The following is a 22,702-nucleotide window of genomic DNA, read 5'->3' on the forward strand; positions in this document are numbered from 1 at the left end:
CACCCCTCATGGAGGCGCTGCGCGCCATGAGTAATCTCCCGGAAACCCGGACCTCCCGGGTCACCGTCCGGCTCATCGCGATCCAGATCCTGGTCTTCTCCCTGCTGGTCACCCTCGGCGGCCGGCTCTGGTACCTGCAGATCCGCAATGGCCAGGAGTACGCCGACGAGGCCAAGAGCAACCACGTCCAGCAGGTCGTCGAGCCCGCCACCCGCGGCTCCATCCTCGACGCCCGCGGGGTGCCGCTGGCCGACAACCAGACCCGTCTGGTCGTCTCCGCGAGCCGCACCGAGCTGCTGAAGATGAAGGACGACGGCAAGGCCGTGCTCGGCCGGCTCGCCAGAGTGCTCGGCATGTCCGAGAAGGAGATCCGCAACAAGGTCCGGCTGTGCGACTCCAAGACGCCGCAGCCCTGCTGGAACGGCTCGCCCTACCAGCCGATCCCGATCACCGACGAGGCCACCACCCAGCAGGCGCTCCAGATCCGCGAGCGCTCCGAGGACTTTCCCGGCATCAGCGCCGAGCCCACCGCCGTCCGCCGCTACGCCGCCCCCGGCAACGCCAACACCGCCCAGGTGCTGGGCTATCTCTCGCCGGTCACCGACGCCGAGATCAACAAGGCCAAGGACACCCGCTCGCCGCTGCTGCGCTCCGACCAGATCGGCCGGTCCGGCCTGGAGCGCACGTACGACAACGCGCTGCGCGGCAAGGCCGCCGTCACCCGCTACGAGGTCGACAACCTCGGCCGGGTCATCGGCCAGGCCAACAGCGAGAAGGGCCGGGCCGGAGCCAGCGTCGTCACCAGCATCGACGCCCGTGTGCAGGCCATAGCGGAAAAGCAGCTGGACCAGGCCATGAAGGACGCCCGCAAGAACTTCGACAAGAACACCGGCACCAACTACAAGGCCGACTCGGGTGCCGTGGTCGTCACGGAGGCGAAGACCGGCCGGGTGGTGGCGATGGCCTCCAACCCCAGCTATGACCCCAACGCCTGGGTCGGCGGGATCTCCGGCAAGGACTACGCCCACCTCACCGGCAAGGACTCCAACTACCCGCTGCTGAACCGCGCCATCCAGGGACAGGCCGCCCCCGGCTCGATCTTCAAGGTCATCTCGACCTCGGCGGCGGTCAACGCGGGCTACGACTTCAACGGCCACTACCCCTGCACCAGCTCGTACAGCATCGGCGGCCAGGTCTTCAAGAACTTCGAGGGCGAGGGCCACGGCGACATCAGCCTGGGCCGGGCGCTGGAGGTCTCCTGCGACACCGTCTTCTACCGGCTCTCGCACGAGGAGTGGAAGAAGGACGGCGGGGACAAGCCCAAGAAGGACCCCAACGACTGGTTCTACAAGACCGCCCACCAGTTCGGCCTCGGCAAGGAGACCGGGATCGACCTCCCCAACGAGGTCCGGGGCCGGGTCCCCGACCGCAAGTGGAAGAACGCGTTCTGGAAGGCCAACAAGGCCGGCTGGTGCGAGCAGGCCAAGGCCTGGCCGAAGAAGAAGGACTTCGGCACCAAGCTCGCCCGTGAGGGCTGCCTGGAGGGCATGAAGCTGCACGCCTACGACTCGATCAACTACGCCATCGGCCAGGGCGACACCCTCGTCACCCCGATCCAGATGGCGACCATCTACGGCGCGATCAGCAACGGCGGCACGCTCTACGACCCGACCGTCGGCAAGGCCATCGTCAGCCCCGACGGCAAGCACATCCAGCGGATCCAGCCGCACCCGCACGGCAAGCTGCCGGTGTCGAAGAAGACCCTCGGGCAGATGGACGGCGCCCTCGCCGGCGTCGCCACCCGGGGTACCGCCGCCTGGCGGTTCGGCGGCTGGCCGCAGGACAAGATCCCGATGCACGCCAAGACCGGTACGGCCGAGGTCTACGGCAAGCAGACCACCTCGTGGTTCGCGACGTACACCAAGGACTACACGATCGTCATGACCATCTCCCAGGGTGGTACGGGTTCCGGCGCCTCCGGCCCCGCCGTGCGCAACATCTACAACGCGCTGTACGGCGTCGACGAGAAGGGCGGGATCGACCCGAAGGCCGCCCTGCTCCCGAAGCCGGAGGCCAGGCTGCCCAAGATCGAGGGCGATGGCTCCATCGAAGCGCAGCCCATCAAGCCGTACGAGCCGCCGTCGCCGTCGCCGTCCGCATCGGAGAGCCCACGATGACGACCAGCCACACCTCCCGGGCGTTCTCGATCCGGCGCTACACCCCCGAGCTCGGCACCTGGGGCAAGCTGACGGCGCGTGACTCGGTGGTGCGCAAGCTGGACTGGATACTGCTGCTGTCCTGTCTGGCGCTGTCGCTCATGGGCTCGGTGCTGGTCTTCTCCGCCACCCGCAACCGCACCGCGCTCAACCACGACGACGAGTACTTCTTCTTCCTGCACCATCTCCTCAACACCGGCATCGGCCTGGCGCTGGCCGCCGGCACGATCTGGCTCGGCCACCGCACCCTGCGCGGCGCGATCCCGATCCTGTACGCCCTGTCGGTCGTGCTGGCGCTGCTGGTGCTGACCCCCCTGGGCGCGACCATCAACGGCTCGCGCTCCTGGCTGGCGATCCCCGGCGGATTCTCGCTCCAGCCCGCCGAGTTCGCGAAGATCACCATCACCCTCGGCATGGCGATGATCCTGGCCTCCCGGGTCGATGCGGGCGACCGACCGCACCCCGACCACCGCACCGTCGTCCAGGCCCTGGGCCTGGCCGCCGTGCCGGTCGCCGTCATCCTGCTGATGCCCGACCTCGGTTCGGTCATGGTGCTCGGCGCCGTCATCCTCGGTGTCCTGCTCGCCTCGGGCGCCTCCAACCGCTGGATCCTGGGGCTGGTCGGCACGGGCGTCGTCGGCTGCGTGGCCATCTGGCAGCTCGGTCTGCTCGACGACTACCAGATCGCCCGCTTCGCCGCGTTCGCCAATCCGAGCCTCGACCCGGCCGGCGTCGGCTACAACACCAACCAGGCCCGGATCGCGATCGGCGGCGGCGGGCTGACCGGCTCCGGCCTGTTCCACGGCAGCCAGACCACCGGCCAGTTCGTCCCCGAGCAGCAGACGGACTTCATCTTCACCGTCGCCGGTGAGGAACTCGGCTTCCTGGGCGCGGGCCTGATCATCGTCCTGCTCGGCATCGTCCTGTGGCGCGCCTGCCGGATCGCCCGCGAGTCCACCGAGCTCTACGGCACCATCGCCGCCGCCGGCATCATCGCGTGGTTCGCCTTCCAGTCCTTCGAGAACATCGGCATGACGCTCGGCATCATGCCCGTCACCGGCCTCCCACTGCCGTTCGTCTCCTACGGCGGCACCTCCATGTTCGCGGTCTGGATCGCGATAGGGCTGCTGCAGTCGATCCGCGTCCAGCGGCCGCTGTCGGCCTCCCGCTGACCCCCGTCACCCCCCGAGATACAGCTCGAACCACAGCGAAGTGGCACGCGGTCCCTCGCACGGCGTCGTCCCCCAGGCGTCGGCGAGGTGGCCGGTCAGCAGCAGCCCGTGATCGGCGCCCTGCTCACCGTCCGGCGGGGCCGGCCGCGGAATCCGGACCGGCGTCGTGTCGTGGACGCTGATCCGCAGGCCGTGTCCGGCGGTCAGCATCCGCAGCAGGATGTCCGCGGACCGCGGCGTGTGCAGATGGCAGCGGGTCACCGCTTCCGAGGTGAGCAGCACCGCGGTGTCGAGGAGCGTGCCGAGGCCGGTGGGGCGCAGCACCGCACGGACGAAGTCGCGGGCGGTCTTCGGGGCGGTCGGTTCGCTCGGTGCGGTCAGGAGGTACGGGCGGGCGCCCGTCGAGACGTGGATGGGTGCCCGGGTCACGGGTGCGGCTTGGGATTGCACGGGTGTCTCCCTCCCCGAAGGGTTCGAGTACGCGGCCGGCGCCACTCTGCGTGGCCGACTCGTCACACACCGTAAGTCACCGCTTGCGGTGCGTGCCACCCGCCCGAGCGGATCCCGGCCAACGGGCGACGGCTTGGCCGTCCGACGGGTGGTCCCGGACGGCGCGGCATGACTACATTCGAGGCATGGCGGACACCGTGCGGGAGATCGAGCGGAAGTACGAGGCCGACAAGAACACGCAGCTGCCCGACCTGGCCGGGGTCGACGCAATTGCCGCCGTGGCGGAGGCGGGCACCGAGGACCTGGACGCCGTCTACTACGACACCCCTGGCCTGTGCCTGGCCGCGGAGGGCATCACCCTGCGCAGGCGCACCGGCGGCAAGGACGCGGGCTGGCATCTGAAGCTGCCGGTCGCGCCCGGCGTACGCGACGAAGTGCGGGCCCCGCTGTCCGACACCCCGCCCCCGGAGCTCACCGCACTCCTGCGCTCCCGGCTGCTGGACCGCGAGCTGGTCCCCGTCGTACGGCTGCACACCCACCGCACCGTCCAGGTGCTGCAGGACGCCCAGGGCGCGCCGCTCGCGGAGATCGCGGTGGACGCGGTGCGCGCGCGGCGGGCCGCGGCGCCCGCGGGGGGCAAGAAGGCGAAACCGGCGCCGGCCAAGGCCCGGTGGCACGAGATCGAGGTCGAGCTCGCCGGTGACGGCGATCCCGGGCTGCTGGACGCGGTCGGCCGGAAGCTGACCGCGGCGGGGGTGCGCCCCGCCTCCGCCGCCTCGAAGCTGGCGCGGGCGCTGGACGAGACGGGGCTGCGGAGCGAGGCATCGGCAGGGCGCGAGGCCGGGCCGGACGGGCGCCCCGCCGAGGGCGCAACCAAGGGCTCCGGCAAGGGTTCCGGCAAGGGCGGGGCCGCGGGCGCCGGGAAGCGCGGCGACACCGCAGGCGACGTCGTCCTGCGCTACGCCCGCGAGCAGGTGCGGGCGATCATCGAGCTGGACCCGGCGGTACGGCGCGATCTGCCCGACTCGGTCCACCGGATGCGGGTCGCCACCCGCCGGCTGCGCAGCGCCTTCCGCTCGTACACCAAGGTGCTCGACCGCGCCGTCACCCTGCCCATCGGCACCGAACTCAAGTGGCTGGCCGCGGAGTTGGGCGTGGAGCGCGACCGGGAGGTGCTCACCGAGCGACTGCGGTCCGGGCTCGCCGGGGTGCCCCGGGAGCTGCGGCTCGGCCCCGTGGACGCCCGCCTGCGCATCTGGTCCGAGCGGCGCCGGGCGGGCGCGCGCGACCAACTGCTGGCCGTATTGGACGGGCCCCGCTACCTCTCCCTGCTGAAGACGCTGTACGCGCTCCTGGAGGCACCGCCGCTGCGCCCGGCCGCCGCCCGCCCGGCGCCCGAGGTGGTCGCCAAGGCCGTGCTGAAGGACTACCGGCGGCTGGCCCGCCGTACGGACGCCGCGCTGGCCGCCCCGGCCGGACAGCAGCGGGACGAGGCGCTGCACGGCGCCCGCAAGGCGGCCAAGCGCACCCGGTACGCGGCGGAAGCGGCCCGCCCGGCGCTCGGCCGGCCGGCGAAGAAGTTCGCCAAGCGGACCAAGCGGGTGCAGCAGGTGCTGGGGGACCACCAGGACAGCGTGGTGGCGCGCGCCGCCCTGCGCGAGCTGGCGACCCAGGCCCAGCAGGCCGGCGAGGGCGGCTTCACCTTCGGCCTGCTCCACGGCCGCGAAGAGGCCCTGGCGGCGGACCGGGAACGGGCGCTGCCGGACGTGTGGCGGAAGGCCTCGCGCCGTAAGCACCGGGCCGCGCTGCGGCCGTGACCTGGGCCGAAGCCGCCGCGTCCGGCCGTCGGCGCCGAGCACGTTAGTCTTGAGGGTCACCCCTGCCCCGCTGATGAAAGATCACCACGATGCCTGTCGAGTCGGTCTTCCCGCGTCTGGAGGCCCTCCTCCCGCACGTGCAGAAGCCCATTCAGTACGTCGGTGGCGAGCTCAACTCCACAGTCAAGCCGTGGGACGAGTGCGACGTCCGCTGGTCGCTCATGTACCCGGACGCGTACGAGGTCGGTCTGCCCAACCAGGGCGTCATGATCCTCTACGAGGTCCTCAACGAGCGCGAGGGCGTGCTGGCCGAGCGCACCTACAGCGTGTGGCCGGACCTCGAAGCGCTGATGCGTGAGCACCACGTCCCGCAGTTCACGGTCGACGCGCACCGCCCCGTCGGCGCCTTCGACGTGCTCGGTGTCTCCTTCTCGACCGAGCTCGGGTACACCAACCTCCTCACCGCCCTGGACCTGGCCGGTATCCCCATGGAGGCCAAGGACCGTACGGAGGACCACCCGATCGTCCTCGCGGGCGGCCATGCGGCCTTCAACCCGGAGCCGATCGCGGACTTCCTGGACTGCGCCGTCGTGGGCGACGGCGAGCAGGCGGTGCTGGAGATCACCGAGATCATCCGCGCCTGGAAGGCCGAGGACCGCCCCGGCGGACGTGACGAGCTGCTGCTCCGCCTCGCCAAGACGGGCAGCGTCTACGTTCCCAAGTTCTACGACGTCGAGTATCTGGCCGACGGGCGGATCTCCCGCGTCGTGCCGAACCGCTCCGGCGTCCCGTGGCGGGTGTCCAAGCACACCGTCATGGACCTGGACGAGTGGCCCTACCCCAAGCAGCCGCTCGTCCCCCTGGCCGAGACCGTCCATGAGCGGATGTCGGTCGAGATCTTCCGTGGCTGTACCCGCGGCTGCCGCTTCTGCCAGGCCGGCATGATCACGCGCCCTGTACGGGAGCGAAGCATCACCGGCATCGGCGAAATGGTGGACAAGGGCCTGAAGGCCACGGGATTCGAGGAGGTCGGCCTGTTGTCGCTGTCCTCCGCGGACCACACCGAGATCGGCGACATCGCGAAGGGCCTCGCCGACCGGTACGAGGAAGACAAGATCGGCCTGTCGCTGCCGTCGACCCGGGTCGACGCCTTCAACGTCGATCTTGCCAACGAGCTGACGCGCAACGGCCGTCGCTCGGGTCTGACCTTCGCGCCCGAGGGCGGCTCGGAGCGGATGCGCAAGGTCATCAACAAGATGGTCTCCGAAGAGGACCTGATCCGGACCGTCTCGACGGCCTACGGCAACGGCTGGCGGCAGGTGAAGCTGTACTTCATGTGCGGTCTGCCGACCGAGACCGACGAGGACGTCCTGCAGATCGGCGACATGGCGGTCAACGTCATCGCCGAGGGCCGCAAGGTCTCCGGGCAGAACGACATCCGCTGCACGGTCTCCATCGGCGGCTTCGTCCCCAAGCCGCACACGCCGTTCCAGTGGGCGCCGCAGCTGTCGGCGGAGGAGACGGATGCCCGGCTCGAAAAGCTCCGCGACAAGATCCGCGGTGACAAGAAGTACGGCCGCTCCATCGGCTTCCGCTACCACGACGGCAAGCCCGGCATCGTCGAGGGCCTGCTCTCGCGCGGCGACCGCCGCATCGGCTCGGTCATCCGCGCCGTCTACGAGGGCGGCGGCCGCTTCGACGGCTGGCGCGAGCACTTCTCCTACGACCGCTGGATGAAGGCCGCGGAGGAGACGCTGCCCGCGTTCGGCGTGGACGTCGCCTGGTACACCACCCGTGAGCGGGAGTACGAGGAGGTCCTGCCCTGGGACCACCTGGACTCCGGTCTCGACAAGGACTGGCTCTGGGAGGACTGGCAGGACGCCCTCGACGAGACCGAGGTCGAGGACTGCCGCTGGACCCCGTGCTTCGACTGCGGCGTGTGCCCGCAGCTCGATCTCGACATCCAGATCGGTCCCACCGGCAAGAAGCTGCTGCCGCTGACCGTCGTCAAGTAGCCCCTGTCGTACGCCTCTTCGGCCCGGCCCGCGTACCCCGCGTGGCCGGGCCGCGGTGTGCTCGGGCACCATGAGACGATGGCAGAACCGCAGCTCATCACCCCCACCGTCGATGTCCACGCCTCCTTCCTCGCCGCGATGGAGGAATTCCGCGCCGACGGCGTGGAGGCCGTACCGCACTCCAACCTGGCCGGTGAGCTGCGGACTTGGGCCGCCCGCTGGCGCAGCGCCGAGGGGTTCGCCGCGTACGTGGAGCTGACCGGCGCGGTCGCGAAGGACCGGCGCGAGGACGGGGTGGTCGCGAAGACCACCCGGTGGTGGGTGGCGGACGGCAGTTACCTGGGCCGGGTCACCTTCCGGCACAGCCTCACCCCCTCGCTCCTCGACTACGGCGGCCACATCGGCTACGCCGTACGTCCCGGTGCCCGTCGCCGCGGTCATGCCACCGCGATGCTGCGCGCCGCGCTGCCGGTCGCCCATCACGAACTGGGCATCGACCCGGTGCTGGTCACCTGTGATGACACCAACACCGGCTCACGTAAGGTCATCGAGGCCTGCGGCGGGGTCTTCGAGGACCAGCGGGGGGACAAGCTGCGCTACTGGATCCACGCGGCCGCCACCGCCGCCGGGCAGGAGTCGCACCGGCGCGGCTGACGCGCCGACGTACGAGGGGGAGAGGCGGATGGAGCCGACCGGCAGCGAGCGGGGGCCGGCCCGGTACGAGCCGGGCGAGGGCTGTGTGACCGCAGTGGTCCGGGTGCCGGTGCGGATCGTGGTGCTGGTGCTCGTGGTGCCGGTGCGGCTGGTGTGGGACGCGCTGACCGCAGCGGGCCGGGCCGTCCACCGGACCGCGCTGCGTCCGCTCGGCCGCGGCCTGGCCTGGCTCTGGCACACCCTCGTCGTGGCCCCGCTCCGGTGGCTCTGGCGCGCGCTCGTCGTCGCGCCGGCGGCCTGGCTGTGGCGGTGGGTGCTGGCGCCGGCCGGCCGGGGGATCGGCGCTGCTGTGGTGTGGCTGGTGCGGTATCTGGTCGTGGTGCCCGCCCGGTGGGTGCACGCCTATGTGCTGGCGCCGCTCGGGCGGGGGATCGCCTGGCTGCTGTGCGGGCTGGGCGTGACGCTGGTGTGGCTGGGCAAGGCGCTGTTCGTGTGGCCGTGGGTGGCGTTGTGGCGGTATGTGCTGGCGCCGGCCGGCCAGGGCATCGGCGCGGCCGTGAGGTGGCTGGCGCGGTATCTGGTCGTGGTGCCCGCACAGTGGCTCCGCACATACGTGCTGGCGCCGCTCGGACGCGGTCTCGCCTGGCTGGCGCGCGGCCTCGGCGCGGTGCTCGGCGCACTCGTCCGGTGGATCGTGGTCGTGCCCGCGGTCGCCCTGTGGCGGTGGGTGCTGGCGCCGGCCGGACGGGCGCTGGCCGCCGTGGTGACGGTGCTCGTCCGGGAGACCGGGGCGGCGCTGGGGCACTGCTGGCGGGCCGCCGGGATCATCTCCCGGGCCCTCGGCCGGTTCCTGGCCGCGGTGCTGCGGTGGACCGTCGTCGAACCGGTGCGCTGGGTGTACCGCACTGTGCTCACGCCGGTCGGTCACGTGATCCGGGACGGCCTGTGGCGGCCGGTGCGGCAGGCGCTGCGGACCGCGCGCGAGACCGTGCGGCAGACCCGCCGGGAGATCCGGCGGGCCCTGTTCGGGGCGCCCCGGGAGCCGGCGCCGGCGAGGGCCGTGGTGCCCCGGCGGGAACCAGGGGGTTCCGGGACACGTACTCTAGGTAAGACGTCCGGGCGCGACGTTCCCCCGCCCGCGCGGGGGTGATCCGGACCGGGCGACGCTGGACGGCGTCCTCCGGACCGTCCCCGTGCAGACGGGGATGGCGTCCAGCAGCGCCCTCACACAAGGAGAAGTAACACTGGGCAAGCGACAGCCCGAAGGCCCGCCGCCCGCACCGGCGGTGCAGCGCATCCGACTGCGCTACACCAAGCGCGGCCGCCTCCGGTTCACCAGCCACCGCGACTTCCAGCGCGCTTTCGAGCGGGCGCTGCGCCGCGCCGAGGTCCCCATGGCCTATTCGGCGGGCTTCACCCCGCACCCCAAGGTGTCGTACGCCAACGCCGCCCCGACCGGCACGGGCAGCGAGGCCGAGTATCTGGAGATCCAGCTCGCCGAGCGCCGCGATCCGGACAAGCTGCGCGAGCTGCTCGATACCTCACTTCCGGACGGGCTCGATGTGATCGACGCCGTCGAGGCGCACACCTCCGGTCTGGCCGACCGGCTGGAGGCCTCGGTGTGGGAGATCCGGCTCGACGGGGTCGCGCCCGAGGAGGCCGGGAGCGCCGTCCAGGCCTTCCTCGCCGCCGAAGAGGTGCAGGTCGAGCGCCGTACCAAGAACGGCATGCGGACCTTCGACGCACGGGCCGCAGTGACGCGTCTGGAGGCCGCCGGTTCTGTGGACGATAGGCCCGACGGCAAAGCCTGTGCGATACTGCGGCTGGTTGTTCGGCATCTGACACCTGCCGTACGACCCGACGACGTCCTGTCCGGCCTCCGAGCTACGGCCGACCTGGCGCCGCCGGTCCCCGCTGCGGTGACCAGGCTGGCGCAGGGGCTGCTCGATGAGGAGACCGGCGCGGTGACCGACCCGCTAGCGCCCGACCGCGACGCTGCCACGGCCGCCCCACCCACGGCCGCCGGGCTGAGTGCCGCGAAGGCGACGAGTGGGGTCTCCCCGGCAGCCGGGGAAGGTACTGCGTAGGACCGCCGTCGTCGCGTCGCCGATCAGCCAGGGAGCCACCCCGGTCCGGCAGACGCACTGACCAGGAGACTTTCGCCGGTCCCCGCCCAAAGGGAGCCGGCGAGCGAGACGACAGCTCCCGTGCGGCGCCCACGCCCCGGACAGCGGGACCGCGCTCATCACGCGGACCGCGACCGGAATCAGGCGCGGCGCCCGGGAGCGTGACGGGAGAACCGCCCGCATGCTCGAGCCCATTGAGCCCACCCGTTCCACGAATTCCCGGAACGGTGGCGCCGACGACAATCATTCACCCAGCGACACCCTGCCGCCCCGGCGCCGTGCCGCCTCCCGGCCGGCCGGTCCGCCCACGGGCGCCGGCGCCGGCGCCGCCGAGGCCGCGGTGGTCAGCACCACCGCCTCCGCCGGGCCCGGCGCGGCCCTCGCCGAAGAGACCACCGCCTCCGCGGTGACCAGCGGCGACGAGGCCAAGCCCGCCCGTACCCGCCGCCGGGCGACCCGTAAGGTCACCTCCCCGGCCGGGACCCCGCAGCCTTCCGGCGAACCCGCCGCGGCTCCGGCCGAGCCGGCCGCCGCCGAAGCCCCCGCCGCTGAGACGCCCGCCGAGGCGCCGCAGGCCGAGGAGGCACCGCGCCGCGGCCGCCGCCGGGCCACCCGTAAGGTCACCGCCCCCGCCGGCACCCCGCAGACCGAGGCCGCCGCGGAGCCGGTGGCCGCCGAGGCGCCCGCGCCCGCCGAAGCCGCCGCGGAGGCCGCCCCGGCCGCCGCCCAGGAGGCCGAGGCCAAGCCCGCCCGCACCCGCCGCCGGGCGACCCGTAAGGTCACTGCCCCGGCCGGCACCCCGCAGACCGAGGCCGCCGCGGAGCCGGTGGCCGCCGAGGCGCCCGCCCCCGCCGCCGAGGAGGCGGCCCCCGCGCCCGCAGAGGAGGCCGCGCCGGCACGTACCCGCCGCCGGGCGACCCGTAAGGCCACCGCCGCTGCGGGCGCCCCGCAGCCGGCCGAGGAGGCCCCGGAGCCGGCGGCCGAGGAGGCACCGGCCGCCGCGGCCGAGGCCCCCGAGGCACCCCGCCGCCGGGCCCGCCGCCGTGGCGAGCGCGCCGCGGAGCCGGCCGCTGCCGCGCAGCCCGCCGAGGAGGCCGCGGAGCCCGCGGCCGAGGCGCCCCAGCGCGGCCGCCGCCGGGCCCAGCGCCCGCCGACCGCCGTCTTCCAGGCGCCGGTCTTCACCGAGCCGATGTTCCAGACGCCGGAGAGCGCGGCCGCCGCCCACGCCGCGGCCCGTCAGGAGGAGGCCGCCGCCGAGCCGGCCGTCGAGGAGCAGCCCGCCGGGCCGCGCCGCCGTCGCCGCCGGGGTGCCCAGGCCGAGGCCGAGCAGCCCGAGCAGGTGGCCGCGGCCCCGGTCGAGGAGCCGCAGGCCGAGGAGGCGGCCGAGCCGGAGGCCGAGCAGGCCGAGGCCGGTCACGGCGAGGACGAGTCCGCGGACCGTCCCTCGCGCCGTCGCCGCCGTGGTGGCCGTCGCCGCCGTCGCGGGGAGGCCGCCGAGGGCGCCGAGGAGCAGGCCGAGGAGCGGGAGACCGCGGAGGCCGAGTCCGAGGAGGACGAGGAGCGGGCCGCCGAGCAGCCCGAGGCGCAGGAGGACGAGGAGCAGCCGGGCGGCGGCTCCAGCAGCAGCCGCCGTCGCCGTCGCCGGCGCCGTCGCACCGGTGACGCCGCCGAGCCCGAGGCCGGCAGCGCCGACGATCCGGAGCGCACGGTCGTCAAGGTCCGCGAGCCCCGCAAGAAGGACGAGTCCACCAGCGCCGACGAGGTGCAGTCGATCAAGGGGTCGACGCGTCTGGAGGCCAAGAAGCAGCGCCGCCGTGAGGGGCGTGAGCAGGGCCGCCGCCGGGTGCCGATCATCACCGAGGCGGAGTTCCTCGCCCGCCGCGAGGCCGTCGAGCGGGTGATGGTCGTCCGCCAGAGCGGCGAGCGCACCCAGATCGGCGTCCTTGAGGACAACGTGCTCGTGGAGCACTTCGTCAACAAGGAGCAGGCGACCTCGTACGTCGGCAACGTCTACCTCGGCAAGGTGCAGAACGTCCTGCCGTCGATGGAGGCCGCCTTTGTCGACATCGGCAAGGGCCGCAACGCGGTGCTGTACGCCGGTGAGGTCAACTTCGAGGCGCTGGGCATGGCCAACGGCCCGCGCCGTATCGAGTCCGCGCTGAAGTCCGGCCAGTCGGTGCTGGTGCAGGTCACCAAGGACCCGATCGGTCACAAGGGCGCCCGGCTCACCAGCCAGGTCTCGCTGCCCGGCCGCTACCTGGTCTACGTGCCCGAGGGCTCGATGACCGGTATCAGCCGCAAGCTCCCGGACACCGAGCGGTCGCGGCTGAAGCAGATCCTCAAGAAGATCGTCCCCGAGGACGCGGGCGTCATCGTCCGCACCGCCGCGGAGGGCGCGAGCGAGGAGGAGCTGGCGCGCGACGTCCAGCGGCTCCAGGCACAGTGGGAAGAGATCCAGAAGAAGGCCAAGAGCAGCAGCTCCAATGCGCCGACGCTGCTCTACGGCGAGCCGGACATGACCGTCCGGGTCGTCCGCGACATCTTCAACGAGGACTTCTCCAAGGTCATCGTCAGCGGTGACGAGGCCTGGGGCACCATCCACGGCTACGTGGCGCACGTCGCCCCGGACCTCACCGACCGGCTGCAGAAGTGGACGTCGGACGTCGATGTCTTTGCGACGTACCGCATCGACGAGCAGCTGATGAAGGCGCTGGACCGCAAGGTCTGGCTGCCCAGCGGTGGTTCGCTGGTGATCGACCGGACCGAGGCGATGGTCGTGGTCGACGTCAACACCGGCAAGTTCACCGGCCAGGGCGGCAACCTGGAGGAGACGGTCACCAGGAACAACCTGGAGGCGGCCGAGGAGATCGTGCGTCAGCTGCGGCTGCGCGACCTCGGCGGCATCATCGTGATCGACTTCATCGACATGGTGCTGGAGTCCAACCGGGACCTGGTGCTGCGGCGCCTGCTGGAGTGCCTCGGCCGGGACCGTACCAAGCACCAGGTCGCCGAGGTCACCTCGCTCGGCCTGGTCCAGATGACCCGTAAGCGGGTCGGCCAGGGCCTGCTGGAGTCCTTCTCCGAGTCGTGTGTGCACTGCAACGGCCGCGGCGTCATCGTCCACATGGACCAGCCGACGGTGGCCGGCGGCGGTGGCAAGCGCAAGAAGAAGGGCAAGGGCGCCCAGGCCGAGCCGCATGTCCACGAGGTCGCGACGGCCGAGCCGACCCCGGACGGCGGCGAGCCCGAGCTGGAGCCGGTCGCCGTGACGGAGGCCGACCTGCAGCCCGCGGTGGCCGAGGCGGACGAATGGTTCAGCAGCCCCGCGGAGGCCGAGGCGGCCGCCGGGCGCGGCCGTGGCCGGCGCCGGGTGAGCCGGAAGGTGTCCGCTCCGGCGGGCGCCCCCAAGGCCGCCGTGGAGACCGCCGAGATCGTGCTGCCGACCGAGCCGGTGGCCGTGCCCGAGCCGCAGCAGGCCCCGGAGCCGGTCGCCGAGGTGCCGGCCGCGGAGCCCGCGCCGGCCCGTCCGCGCCGTCGGGCGACCCGTAAGGCGACCGCTCCTGCGGGTTCGCCGGAGGTCTCCGACGACTCCGCGGCGACCGTGGTCATCACCGCACCCGCGGCGGAGGCGGCGCCCACCGAGGCCCCTGCCGAGGCGGAGGCGGCGCCCGCGGCCAAGAAGACCGCGAAGAAGGCGGCGGCGAAGAAGACCACCGCCAAGAAGACCGCGGCGAAGAAGACCACGGCCAAGAAGGCGGCGGCGAAGAAGACCACCACCACCGCCAAGAAGGCCACGGCGAAGAAGACCACCGCCAAGAAGACGACAACCAAGAAGGCGGCGGCCAAGAAGACCGCGGCCGCCGAGCAGGACGCGGTGGCCTAGACAGAGGGCGCGGCGTAAGCCGCCCCAGTGGAGCCGGTGCTTGCACCGGGGGCTTCCACGGAGGACTGAGCAGGCCGTGCCCCGGACCGTCCGCGGTCCGGGGCCGGTTTGACCCCCAGGTCAAGGCCCCGTAACCTTGACCGTCGGTGTCTGTGACACCAAACCCCTGAGCACACACCTCTCGGTCCGCCGAGGGAGGCCGCTCGTCCACTCGGATTTCACGGGCCCTATCCCGAGCCCGTGTGAGCGGCTGGCATCAGAGGATCCGATTCCTAGCGAGAGAGAGTTCCGCGTGTACGCGATCGTGCGCACCGGCGGACGCCAGCAGAAGGTTGCTGTTGGCGACGTCATCGAGGTTGACCGCATTTCCACCAGCAAGGTCGGCGACACCGTCGAGCTCTCCACGCTGCTGGTCGTCGACGGCGACTCGGTCACCAGCGACCCGTGGGTCCTGGCCGGCGTGAAGGTCCAGGGCGAGGTCGTCGACCACCACAAGGGCGACAAGATCCGGATCCAGAAGTACAAGAACAAGACCGGTTACAAGAAGCGGATCGGCCACCGCCAGCTCCACACGGCGCTGAAGATCACCGGCATCGACGCTCCGGCGAAGTAAGGGACTGAGGAGACATGGCACACAAGAAGGGCGCATCGTCCACTCGGAACGGTCGCGATTCCAATGCTCAGCGGCTCGGCGTGAAGCGCTTCGGCGGTCAGGCCGTCCTCGCCGGTGAGATCCTGGTCCGCCAGCGTGGCACCCACTTCCACCCGGGCACGGGCGTCGGCCGCGGCGGCGACGACACCCTGTTCGCCCTTGCGGACGGCGCGGTGCAGTTCGGCACCCACCGTGGCCGCAAGGTCGTGAACATCGTTCCGGTCGCCGAGTAATTCCGGCCCGGACGCCGTTCCACGCCACAGCAGCACTCCGAGGGCGGACCGCCTTTTCCCGCGAGAGCGGGAAGGCCGGTCCGCCCTTGGCGCGTTGATACAGACACACCCCGCAGTACAGAGTTCTTGGCGCGGATTCCGCGCACCCGTCGTTTTCTGGAGGCACCCCCACCATGACCACCTTCGTGGACCGCGTCGAGCTGCACGTCGCCGCGGGTAGCGGAGGCCACGGCTGTGCCTCCGTTCACCGTGAGAAGTTCAAGCCGCTCGGCGGACCGGACGGCGGCAACGGCGGCCGTGGCGGCGATGTGATCCTGGTCGTCGACCAGGACGTCACCACCCTCCTCGACTACCACCACCACCCCCACCGCAAGGCCACCAACGGCCAGCCCGGCGCCGGCGACAACCGCGAGGGCAAGAACGGCAAGGACCTGGTCCTGCCGGTGCCCGACGGCACGGTCGTGCTGGACGGCAACGGCGAGGTCCTGGCCGATCTCATCGGCCAGGGCACCACCTTCGTCGCGGGCCAGGGCGGCCGCGGCGGCCTCGGCAACGCCGCGCTGGCCTCCGCCCGCCGCAAGGCCCCCGGTTTCGCGCTGCTCGGCGAGCCCGGCGAGGCCCGCGACATCGTGCTGGAGCTGAAGACCGTCGCGGACGTGGCGCTGGTCGGCTACCCCAGCGCCGGCAAGTCGTCGCTGATCTCGGTGCTCTCGGCGGCCAAGCCGAAGATCGCGGACTACCCGTTCACGACGCTGGTGCCCAACCTCGGCGTGGTGACGGCCGGTTCGACGGTCTACACCATCGCGGACGTCCCGGGCCTGATCCCCGGCGCCAGCCAGGGCAAGGGGCTGGGCCTGGAATTCCTGCGCCATGTCGAGCGCTGCGAGGTGCTGGTGCACATCCTGGACACCGCGGCCCTGGAGTCGGACCGTGACCCGGTCTCCGACCTCGACCGCATCGAGGAGGAACTGGCCCAGTACGGCGGTCTGGAGAACCGGCCCCGCGTCGTCGTCCTCAACAAGGTCGACGTCCCCGACGGCAAGGACCTCGCCGACATGATCCGCCCCGATCTGGAGGAGCGCGGCTACCGCGTCTTCGAGGTCTCGGCCGTCGCCCACCTGGGCCTGAAGGAGCTGTCCTACGCCCTCGCCGACATCGTGGCGAAGGCCCGTGCCGCCAAGCCCGTCCAGGAGGCCACCCGGATCGTGATCCGCCCCCAGGCCGTGGACGACGCGGGCTTCACGGTCACGGAGGAGGCCGAGCACTTCTACCGCGTCCGCGGCGAGAAGCCCGAACGCTGGGTGCGCCAGACCGACTTCAACAACGACGAGGCCGTGGGCTACCTCGCCGACCGGCTCAGCCGTCTCGGCGTCGAGGACGCCCTGCTCAAGGCCGGTGCGCGGGCCATGGACGGGGTCGCGATCGGCCCCGAGGACAACGCCGTCGTCTTCGACTGGGAGCCGACCATGGCGGCCGGCGCGGAGATGCTGGGCCGTCGTGGCGAGGACCACCGCCTGGAGGCGCCCCGGCCGGCCGCGCAGCGCCGCCGGGACCGCGACGCGGAGCGGGACGAGGCCACCGAGGAGTACGAGCGCTTCCGGCCCTTCTGACGGGCGCGGGAGCGGCCGCTCGCGGCAGGCAGCAACGGGGAAGGCCCCCGGGAGGAGATCCTCCCGGGGGCCTTCCCCGTGCTCGGGTCCGCGGCCGCGGGCGTGGGCGGCCGCTGTGGGCTCAGACGGCGGCCGTGGTGTCCGAGGCGCCGCTGGTCTCGTGCCCGGCCGTCCCGGCGTCGTTCACGTCGTCCTGGGAGCGCTGGCCGGGGATACCGGACAGCCGGCTCTCCATCCGGATGCGGCGCTCGTCGGCCTTGGTGCCCAGCGCCAGCGCGGCCTGGTTGAAGCGGACCGACGACGGCGGGTCCGACGGGCCCAGCAGGTGCTCCTTGAGCTCGGCCCGCTCCGCGGCCAGGGTGTCCTGCTCCGGGTTGCGCACCGCGTCGAGGAGACCGGCCACGCCGCTCGCGTCGGGCGTGAGGATGGTCGCCGCCCGTACGGTCGGGAAGTTCGCGCGGAAGTCGTCCTCGCTCATCCCCGAGGTGTTGGCGACCGCGTACGGCTTCTCGCTCGTCAGGTAGTCGGACACCACGCTGGAGACATCGCTGATCAGCACGTCCGCCTCGTTGAAGCAGCTGAAGATGCCGGGGCGGGCGGTAGTGATGATGCGGTGCTCCCACTGGGGGAAGGAGTTCCAGTACGCCGCCTCCCAGGCGGTGACGGCCGCGTCCACGGCGGCGGCACGGCCCTCCTGCGGGGTGCCCTGCAGCCGCATCCGCTCCAGCTCGTCCGCGCTCTTGCGGAACGCGGAGGTGGTCAGCGCGTCCAGTTCCTCGGCGCGACGGGCGAGTTCGGCGGCGGCCTCCGGGCCGGGGCGCGCCCCGCTGCGGCCGGCGTTGGCCTCCGCGATCATCGCCTGGATGCGGGAGTTGGCGGCGCCCGCGCGCGGGTCCACGGAACCGGTCATCGGGTGCGGCTTGTACAGCAGCCGGACGTTCTCGTCGGCGAGCAGCTCGCGGACGATGTTCTCGCCGGCCAGGATCACCGAGGTGTTGCCCGGGTTGCCGTCCCAGCCCTCCCAGGTCGGGGCGTACAGGACGGTGGCCGGGCGGCCGGCCGGGGGGCCCGCGTACGGCTGGATCGGGGCCAGTTGGGGGCGGCCGACCTCGATGACGTCCTTGTCCTCGACGCCGATGTCCGCGAGCTGGTAGCGGTCACGGGCCGCCGGGCCCGCGACCCACACCTCGTCGTACGCCTTCGCGTACGGGTTGCAGGAGGACAGCTTGTCGCTCTCGCCGTGGTTGGTGAAGGCGTGCTTGATGGACGGGATGCGCAGGATCTGCGAGGTCTTGCCGGAGTTCGCCGGGTGCAGCAGCACCTTGAGCGTGGAGTGCTCCAGCCGCATCAGGTTGGCGACCTTGGGGATGCAGACGATCGGCACGTCCGTGGCCTCGATCTTCTGCACCATGAAGCGCTCGCGGAGCACGATGATCGGGTTGCCGTCCAGGGCGGCCAGGGTGCTCAGCCACATGTTGGCCTGGTAGGCGGAGGAGGCACCGCCGGAGAAGTACATGCCGACCGTCGGCTGGTACTCCGCCAGCCAGTTGTCCAGCCACTCCAGGGCCTGCTTCTCGTTCGCCACCCGCTTCTTGGGCAGCAGCCAGGTGCTCAGGTAGAGCGTGCCGCCGGCGGACAGCGCCAGGGAGACGGCGAGGCCGATGCCGCCCCAGTACGCGTCCGTGGTGATCGCGGTGAGCATCATGCCGGCCGTGGTGGGCACGGAGAAGCGCAGCAGCCGCCGGCCCGTCTGGCGGGAGAGGATGCGCGGCGGGGCGTCGCAGAGCCGCAGCGCGCTCGCGTCGATGTTGCGGGTGACGAAGGGCAGGCTGCGGGTCCGGCGGACCAGCACCGCCACCGCCTGGCACACGAAGTGGGTGCCGTAGAAGAGGAGCAGCGTGATGGTGAGCGGCGCCTGCTCCTCGAGCGGGTTGATGCCGTCGATGTGCAGCAGGCCGACCAGTATCAGCATGTCGCGCAGCAGTTGGCGCACGGTGACGTCGAACCGGATCCGGCCGAGCACCGCGAGCAGGCCGGGCTGCTTGTGCTGGAGGACCAGGTCGAGTCCCAGGTTGACCACGGATGCGGCGATGAACAACGGGATGACGGGCAACAGCGCACCGACGAGCTGGGCGGTGAACGCGACCATCATCGCGAAGAGTGCCGCGAGCTGGACGGCTCGGCGGGGGACGATTCCGGCGGAAGGCACGGGGGAGGGCTCCTGGCAGCACGAAGGTCAGGGGGGAGGCCGAGCGGGGCGGCCGGGTCCCGCGCTGCGACACCGCCGGAGCGGCGAAACGGGACCGATGGACACCCGACCGTATGACCTCGTTGGCCCTGGTGACAATCTGCTGTGGCTCTCATCACCGCGAAAGCGGACCAATCGAACGCAACCCCTTGGCCTCGGCTTCCGTCTATAGAAAACCGCATGGGCCAACGGGCGGGGCACCCTGCCCCCGGGGGGCGCGGGCCGGATGTCCGGCCCCCATTCTGCCCGCCCGGCCGCGCCGTGCCGCCCGCCGGTCCCGCCGTTCCGCCGCCGCAGGCCGTCCGCCAGGAGATATCGCGCAGCGCGCGCGGGCCGCACTGCCGTAGATTGCGCCCGTAGGGCCGTGGTGCGGAGCGGACAGAATTCTCCGTACGGCGGCGGGAACGGCGAGCACAGGGGTATGCAGGTGGCAGGCGCAAGGCAGGACGTGAAGGACGCCCGCCGGATCGTGGTGAAAGTCGGCTCCTCCTCGCTGACGACGGCAGCCGGGGGGCTGGACGCCGATCGTGTGGACGCGCTGGTCGATGTGCTGGCCAAGCACCAGGACAAGGAGATCGTGCTGGTCTCCTCCGGTGCCATCGCGGCCGGTCTGGCGCCGCTGGGGCTCGCCAGCCGGCCCCGTGACCTGGCCCGGCAGCAGGCCGCCGCCAGCGTCGGCCAGGGCCTGCTGGTCGCCCGCTACACCGCTTCCTTCGCCCGCTACGGCCGCCGGGTCGGCCAGGTCCTGCTGACCTCCGACGACACCAGCCGCCGGGCGCACTACCGCAACGCCTACCGGACCCTCGACCAGCTGCTGGCCATGGGCGCCGTACCGATCGTGAACGAGAACGACACCGTCGCCACCGACGAGATCCGGTTCGGCGACAACGACCGGCTGGCGGCCCTGGTCGCCCATCTCGTCCGCGCCGACCTGCTGATCCTGCTCTCCGACGTCGACGGCCTCTACGACGGCGATCCGGCCACCCCCGGTACCTCCCGGATAGGCGTGGTGCGCGGGCCGCACGATCTGGAGGGCATCTCCATCGGCAGCGCGGGCCGGGCCGGCGTCGGCACCGGCGGCATGGTCACCAAGGTCGAGGCGGCCCGGATCGCGGCCGCGGCCGGCATCCCGGTCGTGCTGACCTCCGCCGTGCACGCCGCGGACGCCCTGGCCGGCGGGCTGACCGGCACGCACTTCCTGCGCACCGGCCGCCGCTCCGCCGACCGGCTGCTGTGGCTGGCGCACGCCTCCACGCCGCGCGGCGCCCTGGTGCTCGACGACGGGGCCGTGCGAGCCGTCGTCGAACGGGGCTCCTCGCTGCTCCCGGCCGGAATCGCCTCCGTGGAGGGCGAGTTCACCGCCGGGGACCCGGTCGAGCTGCGGGACGGCGAGGGCCGCGCGGTCGCCCGCGGCGTCGTCAATTTCGATGCCCGGGAAATCCCCCGATTGATGGGGCGTTCGACCCGCGATCTGGCCCGCGAGCTGGGCCCGGCCTATGAGCGGGAGGTCGTGCACCGCGACGATCTGGTGCTGATGCACCACTGAGTCCGTCCGCCGACCGCCGGCCGCCGCGGCCCTCGAACACCGTCACCGGTGCAGGGGTGCAGACCAGCCTTTCCACCGAGACCTTCGCAAAAATGCCCCCGCGACGGGCCGCGGGCTGGTCAACTTTGTTGCACGGGCGCCTTGGGGAGCGGCGCCCGCAGCGCACACGAGCACACGCCGACGTACGACGGTTCCGCACCCCCGAGGGCGGAGCGATTCGCATCACAGGAGGCCGCCGGTGAGACGAGGGCGCCCAGGGGCGCTGCCCCGAGGAACGGCGGAGCGCACACTGACCAGCGTCGGCACCGGCGAGGACGCCGGCCGGCCGGACGACCGGTACGCCGAGCGCGGCGGGCCGGCGCCCTACCCGGCCGGGGGCGAGCGCCGCGAGGCGTCCCGGCTGTGGCACATCACCCTCAGCGTCTCGGGCGCCGAGTCCCCGCTGAAGGAGGTCCGGCGGGCGCTGGAACAGCTCGCCCACGACCACCCCTTCCTGCTGACCAGCCGCTACGCCAACGACCACGCCGAGATCCGGTACTGGGAGGAGGCGCGCGACCTGCACGATGCCGCGGCGGTCGCGCTGCGGCTGTGGGGCGAGCACCGCGCCACGGCCAAGCTGCCGCCGTGGGAGATCGTCGGCCTGGAGGTCATCGACCGCGAGACCTACCACCAGCGCCTCGCCGAGGGCTACGGTCCGCCACCGGCCGCACCGGTCGGTGTCCACCCCTTCTGACGGGCGGGCGCGGGCGTCCCGCGCTGTGAGATACCCGCTGGCCGCAGCCTGCCCGCCCGATAGGCTGCGGCCATGACCAGCAGCGCATCGCAGTCCTCACCCGTCCTCGACACCGCCCGCCGGGCGCGGGAGGCGGCCGCCGTCCTGGCGCCACTGCCGCGGACGGCCCGGGACGCCGCGCTGCTCGCCATCGCCGACGCCCTGGTGGAGCGGACCGACACGATCGTCGCCGCCAACGCCGAGGACATCGCCAAGGCGCGGGAGGCCGGCACCGCCGAGTCGGTCGTCGACCGGCTCACCCTCACCCCCGAGCGGATCGCGGCCATCGCCGCGGACGTCCGCCAGGTCGTGGCGCTGCCCGACCCGGTCGGCGAGGTGGTGCGCGGCTCGACCCTGCCCAACGGCCTCGACCTGCGGCAGATCCGGGTGCCGCTCGGTGTGATCGGGATCATCTACGAGGCCCGGCCCAATGTGACGGTGGACGCCGCGGCGCTGTGCCTGAAGTCCGGCAACGCCGTGCTGCTGCGCGGCTCGTCCTCGGCGTACGCCTCCAACAGCGCCCTGGTGGACGTGCTGCGGGACGCCGTCCAGCGCGCCGGGCTGCCCGCCGACGCGGTGCAGCTGGTGCCCGGCCAGAGCCGGGAGTCGGTCCGTGAGCTGATGCGCGCCCGCGGCCTGGTGGACGTGCTGATCCCGCGCGGCGGCGCGTCCCTGATCCGGACGGTCGTCGAGGAGTCGATCGTGCCGGTGATCGAGACCGGCACCGGCAACTGCCACGTCTACGTGGACGAGGCCGCCGACCTCGACATGGCCGTCGACATCCTCGTCAACTCCAAGGCCCAGCGCCCCAGCGTCTGCAACGCCGCCGAGACGGTGCTGGTGCATGCCGGGATCGCCGAGAAGTTCCTGCCGCGCGCCCTGGAGGCGCTGACCCAGGCCGGCGTGCTCGTGCACGGCGACGCGGCCTGGCAGCAGGCGGGCCCCGGGCTGGTCGCCCCCGCCACCGACGAGGACTGGGCGACGGAGTACCTCTCGTACGACATCGCGGCCGCCGTGGTGCCCGACCTGGACGCGGCGGTGGCGCACATCCGGCGCTGGACCTCCGGCCACACCGAGGCCATCGTCACGACCTCGCAGGCGGCTGCCCGCCGGTTCACCCAGTTGGTGGATTCCACCACCGTCGCGGTCAATGCCTCGACCCGTTTCACCGACGGCGGCCAATTCGGCTTCGGCGCGGAGATCGGCATTTCCACCCAGAAGCTGCACGCCCGCGGGCCCATGGGACTGCCGGAACTGACCTCGACGAAGTACATCGTCACGGGCGACGGCCACACCCGCTGACGGGTC

16 protein-coding genes are annotated in these 22,702 nt (G+C 72.4%); 14 read left to right on the plus strand and 2 right to left on the minus strand.

Annotated elements, in window-relative coordinates:
* Positions 1–26 precede the first annotated feature (26 nt).
* Both mrdA and rodA read left to right on the plus strand, forming a co-directional pair.
* Complete coding sequence (mrdA, locus tag CPH93_RS23260) at positions 27–2,177, plus strand: penicillin-binding protein 2 (protein WP_093483208.1); 2,151 nt, start codon at positions 27–29, stop codon at positions 2,175–2,177.
* Entirely contained in the window at positions 2,174–3,388 is a 1,215-nt protein-coding gene (gene rodA, locus CPH93_RS23265) for a rod shape-determining protein RodA (RefSeq protein WP_093483207.1), read from the plus strand. Before mrdA ends, rodA begins: the two co-directional genes overlap by 4 nt.
* 6 nt (positions 3,389–3,394) lie before the next feature.
* On the opposite strand, the gene CPH93_RS23270 is transcribed toward rodA, so the two are convergent.
* Positions 3,395–3,838 carry an ATP-binding protein gene (locus CPH93_RS23270; RefSeq protein WP_231976932.1) on the minus strand — a complete coding sequence of 148 codons (444 nt, stop codon included), beginning with the start codon at positions 3,836–3,838 and terminating at the stop codon, positions 3,395–3,397.
* A gap of 185 nt (positions 3,839–4,023) precedes the next feature.
* Here CPH93_RS23270 and CPH93_RS23275 point away from each other — a divergent pair, with 185 nt between their 5' ends.
* The 9 genes from CPH93_RS23275 to obgE all read left to right on the plus strand — a co-directional run bounded on the left by CPH93_RS23275 (position 4,024) and on the right by obgE (position 16,828).
* Positions 4,024–5,655 carry a CYTH and CHAD domain-containing protein gene (locus CPH93_RS23275; protein WP_096213977.1) on the plus strand — a complete coding sequence of 544 codons (1,632 nt, stop codon included), beginning with the start codon at positions 4,024–4,026 and terminating at the stop codon, positions 5,653–5,655.
* An 89-nt stretch (positions 5,656–5,744) separates the two neighbouring features.
* Entirely contained in the window at positions 5,745–7,670 is a 1,926-nt protein-coding gene (locus CPH93_RS23280; protein WP_093483204.1) for a TIGR03960 family B12-binding radical SAM protein, read from the plus strand.
* Between the two features lie 78 nt (positions 7,671–7,748).
* Entirely contained in the window at positions 7,749–8,324 is a 576-nt protein-coding gene (locus CPH93_RS23285) for a GNAT family N-acetyltransferase (protein WP_093483203.1), read from the plus strand.
* A gap of 28 nt (positions 8,325–8,352) precedes the next feature.
* Positions 8,353–9,474 carry a hypothetical protein gene (locus tag CPH93_RS23290; protein ID WP_096213978.1) on the plus strand — a complete coding sequence of 374 codons (1,122 nt, stop codon included), beginning with the start codon at positions 8,353–8,355 and terminating at the stop codon, positions 9,472–9,474.
* Positions 9,475–9,610: 136 nt separating this feature from the next.
* Positions 9,611–10,411: a TIGR03936 family radical SAM-associated protein gene (locus CPH93_RS23295; RefSeq protein WP_093483201.1), complete on the plus strand. Its 801-nt coding sequence runs from the start codon at positions 9,611–9,613 to the stop codon at positions 10,409–10,411.
* Between the two features lie 220 nt (positions 10,412–10,631).
* Positions 10,632–14,333, plus strand: a complete 3,702-nt coding sequence (locus CPH93_RS23300; RefSeq protein WP_096213979.1) for an Rne/Rng family ribonuclease — start codon at positions 10,632–10,634, stop codon at positions 14,331–14,333.
* A 292-nt stretch (positions 14,334–14,625) separates the two neighbouring features.
* A complete protein-coding gene (gene rplU, locus CPH93_RS23305; protein WP_006605648.1) occupies positions 14,626–14,946 on the plus strand; it encodes a 50S ribosomal protein L21 in 321 nt (106 codons plus the stop codon).
* Between the two features lie 14 nt (positions 14,947–14,960).
* Positions 14,961–15,218, plus strand: coding sequence for a 50S ribosomal protein L27 (gene rpmA / locus CPH93_RS23310; RefSeq protein WP_006605649.1), 258 nt, complete (start codon positions 14,961–14,963; stop codon positions 15,216–15,218).
* A 173-nt stretch (positions 15,219–15,391) separates the two neighbouring features.
* The gene (gene obgE, locus CPH93_RS23315) at positions 15,392–16,828 is read left to right on the plus strand and encodes a GTPase ObgE (protein ID WP_093483199.1); all 1,437 of its coding nucleotides are present in this window, start codon (positions 15,392–15,394) and stop codon (positions 16,826–16,828) included.
* Positions 16,829–16,949: 121 nt separating this feature from the next.
* Here the strand turns inward: obgE and CPH93_RS23320 are convergent, their stop codons facing one another.
* The gene (locus CPH93_RS23320; protein ID WP_093483198.1) at positions 16,950–19,037 is read right to left on the minus strand and encodes a hypothetical protein; all 2,088 of its coding nucleotides are present in this window, start codon (positions 19,035–19,037) and stop codon (positions 16,950–16,952) included.
* 460 nt (positions 19,038–19,497) lie between these two features.
* Between CPH93_RS23320 and proB the strand changes: the two genes are divergently transcribed.
* The 3 genes from proB to CPH93_RS23335 all read left to right on the plus strand — a co-directional run bounded on the left by proB (position 19,498) and on the right by CPH93_RS23335 (position 22,696).
* Positions 19,498–20,622 (plus strand): glutamate 5-kinase, encoded by a 1,125-nt coding sequence (gene proB, locus CPH93_RS23325; RefSeq protein WP_162501013.1) that lies wholly within the window; start codon positions 19,498–19,500, stop codon positions 20,620–20,622.
* A gap of 238 nt (positions 20,623–20,860) precedes the next feature.
* Complete coding sequence (locus tag CPH93_RS23330; protein ID WP_006605653.1) at positions 20,861–21,355, plus strand: hypothetical protein; 495 nt, start codon at positions 20,861–20,863, stop codon at positions 21,353–21,355.
* A 72-nt stretch (positions 21,356–21,427) separates the two neighbouring features.
* The gene (locus tag CPH93_RS23335) at positions 21,428–22,696 is read left to right on the plus strand and encodes a glutamate-5-semialdehyde dehydrogenase (RefSeq protein WP_096213980.1); all 1,269 of its coding nucleotides are present in this window, start codon (positions 21,428–21,430) and stop codon (positions 22,694–22,696) included.
* Positions 22,697–22,702: the final 6 nt, after the last annotated feature.

The organism is Streptomyces sp. 2323.1 (assembly GCF_900221035.1).
GTDB classification, from domain to species: Bacteria; Actinomycetota; Actinomycetes; order Streptomycetales; family Streptomycetaceae; genus Streptomyces; species Streptomyces sioyaensis.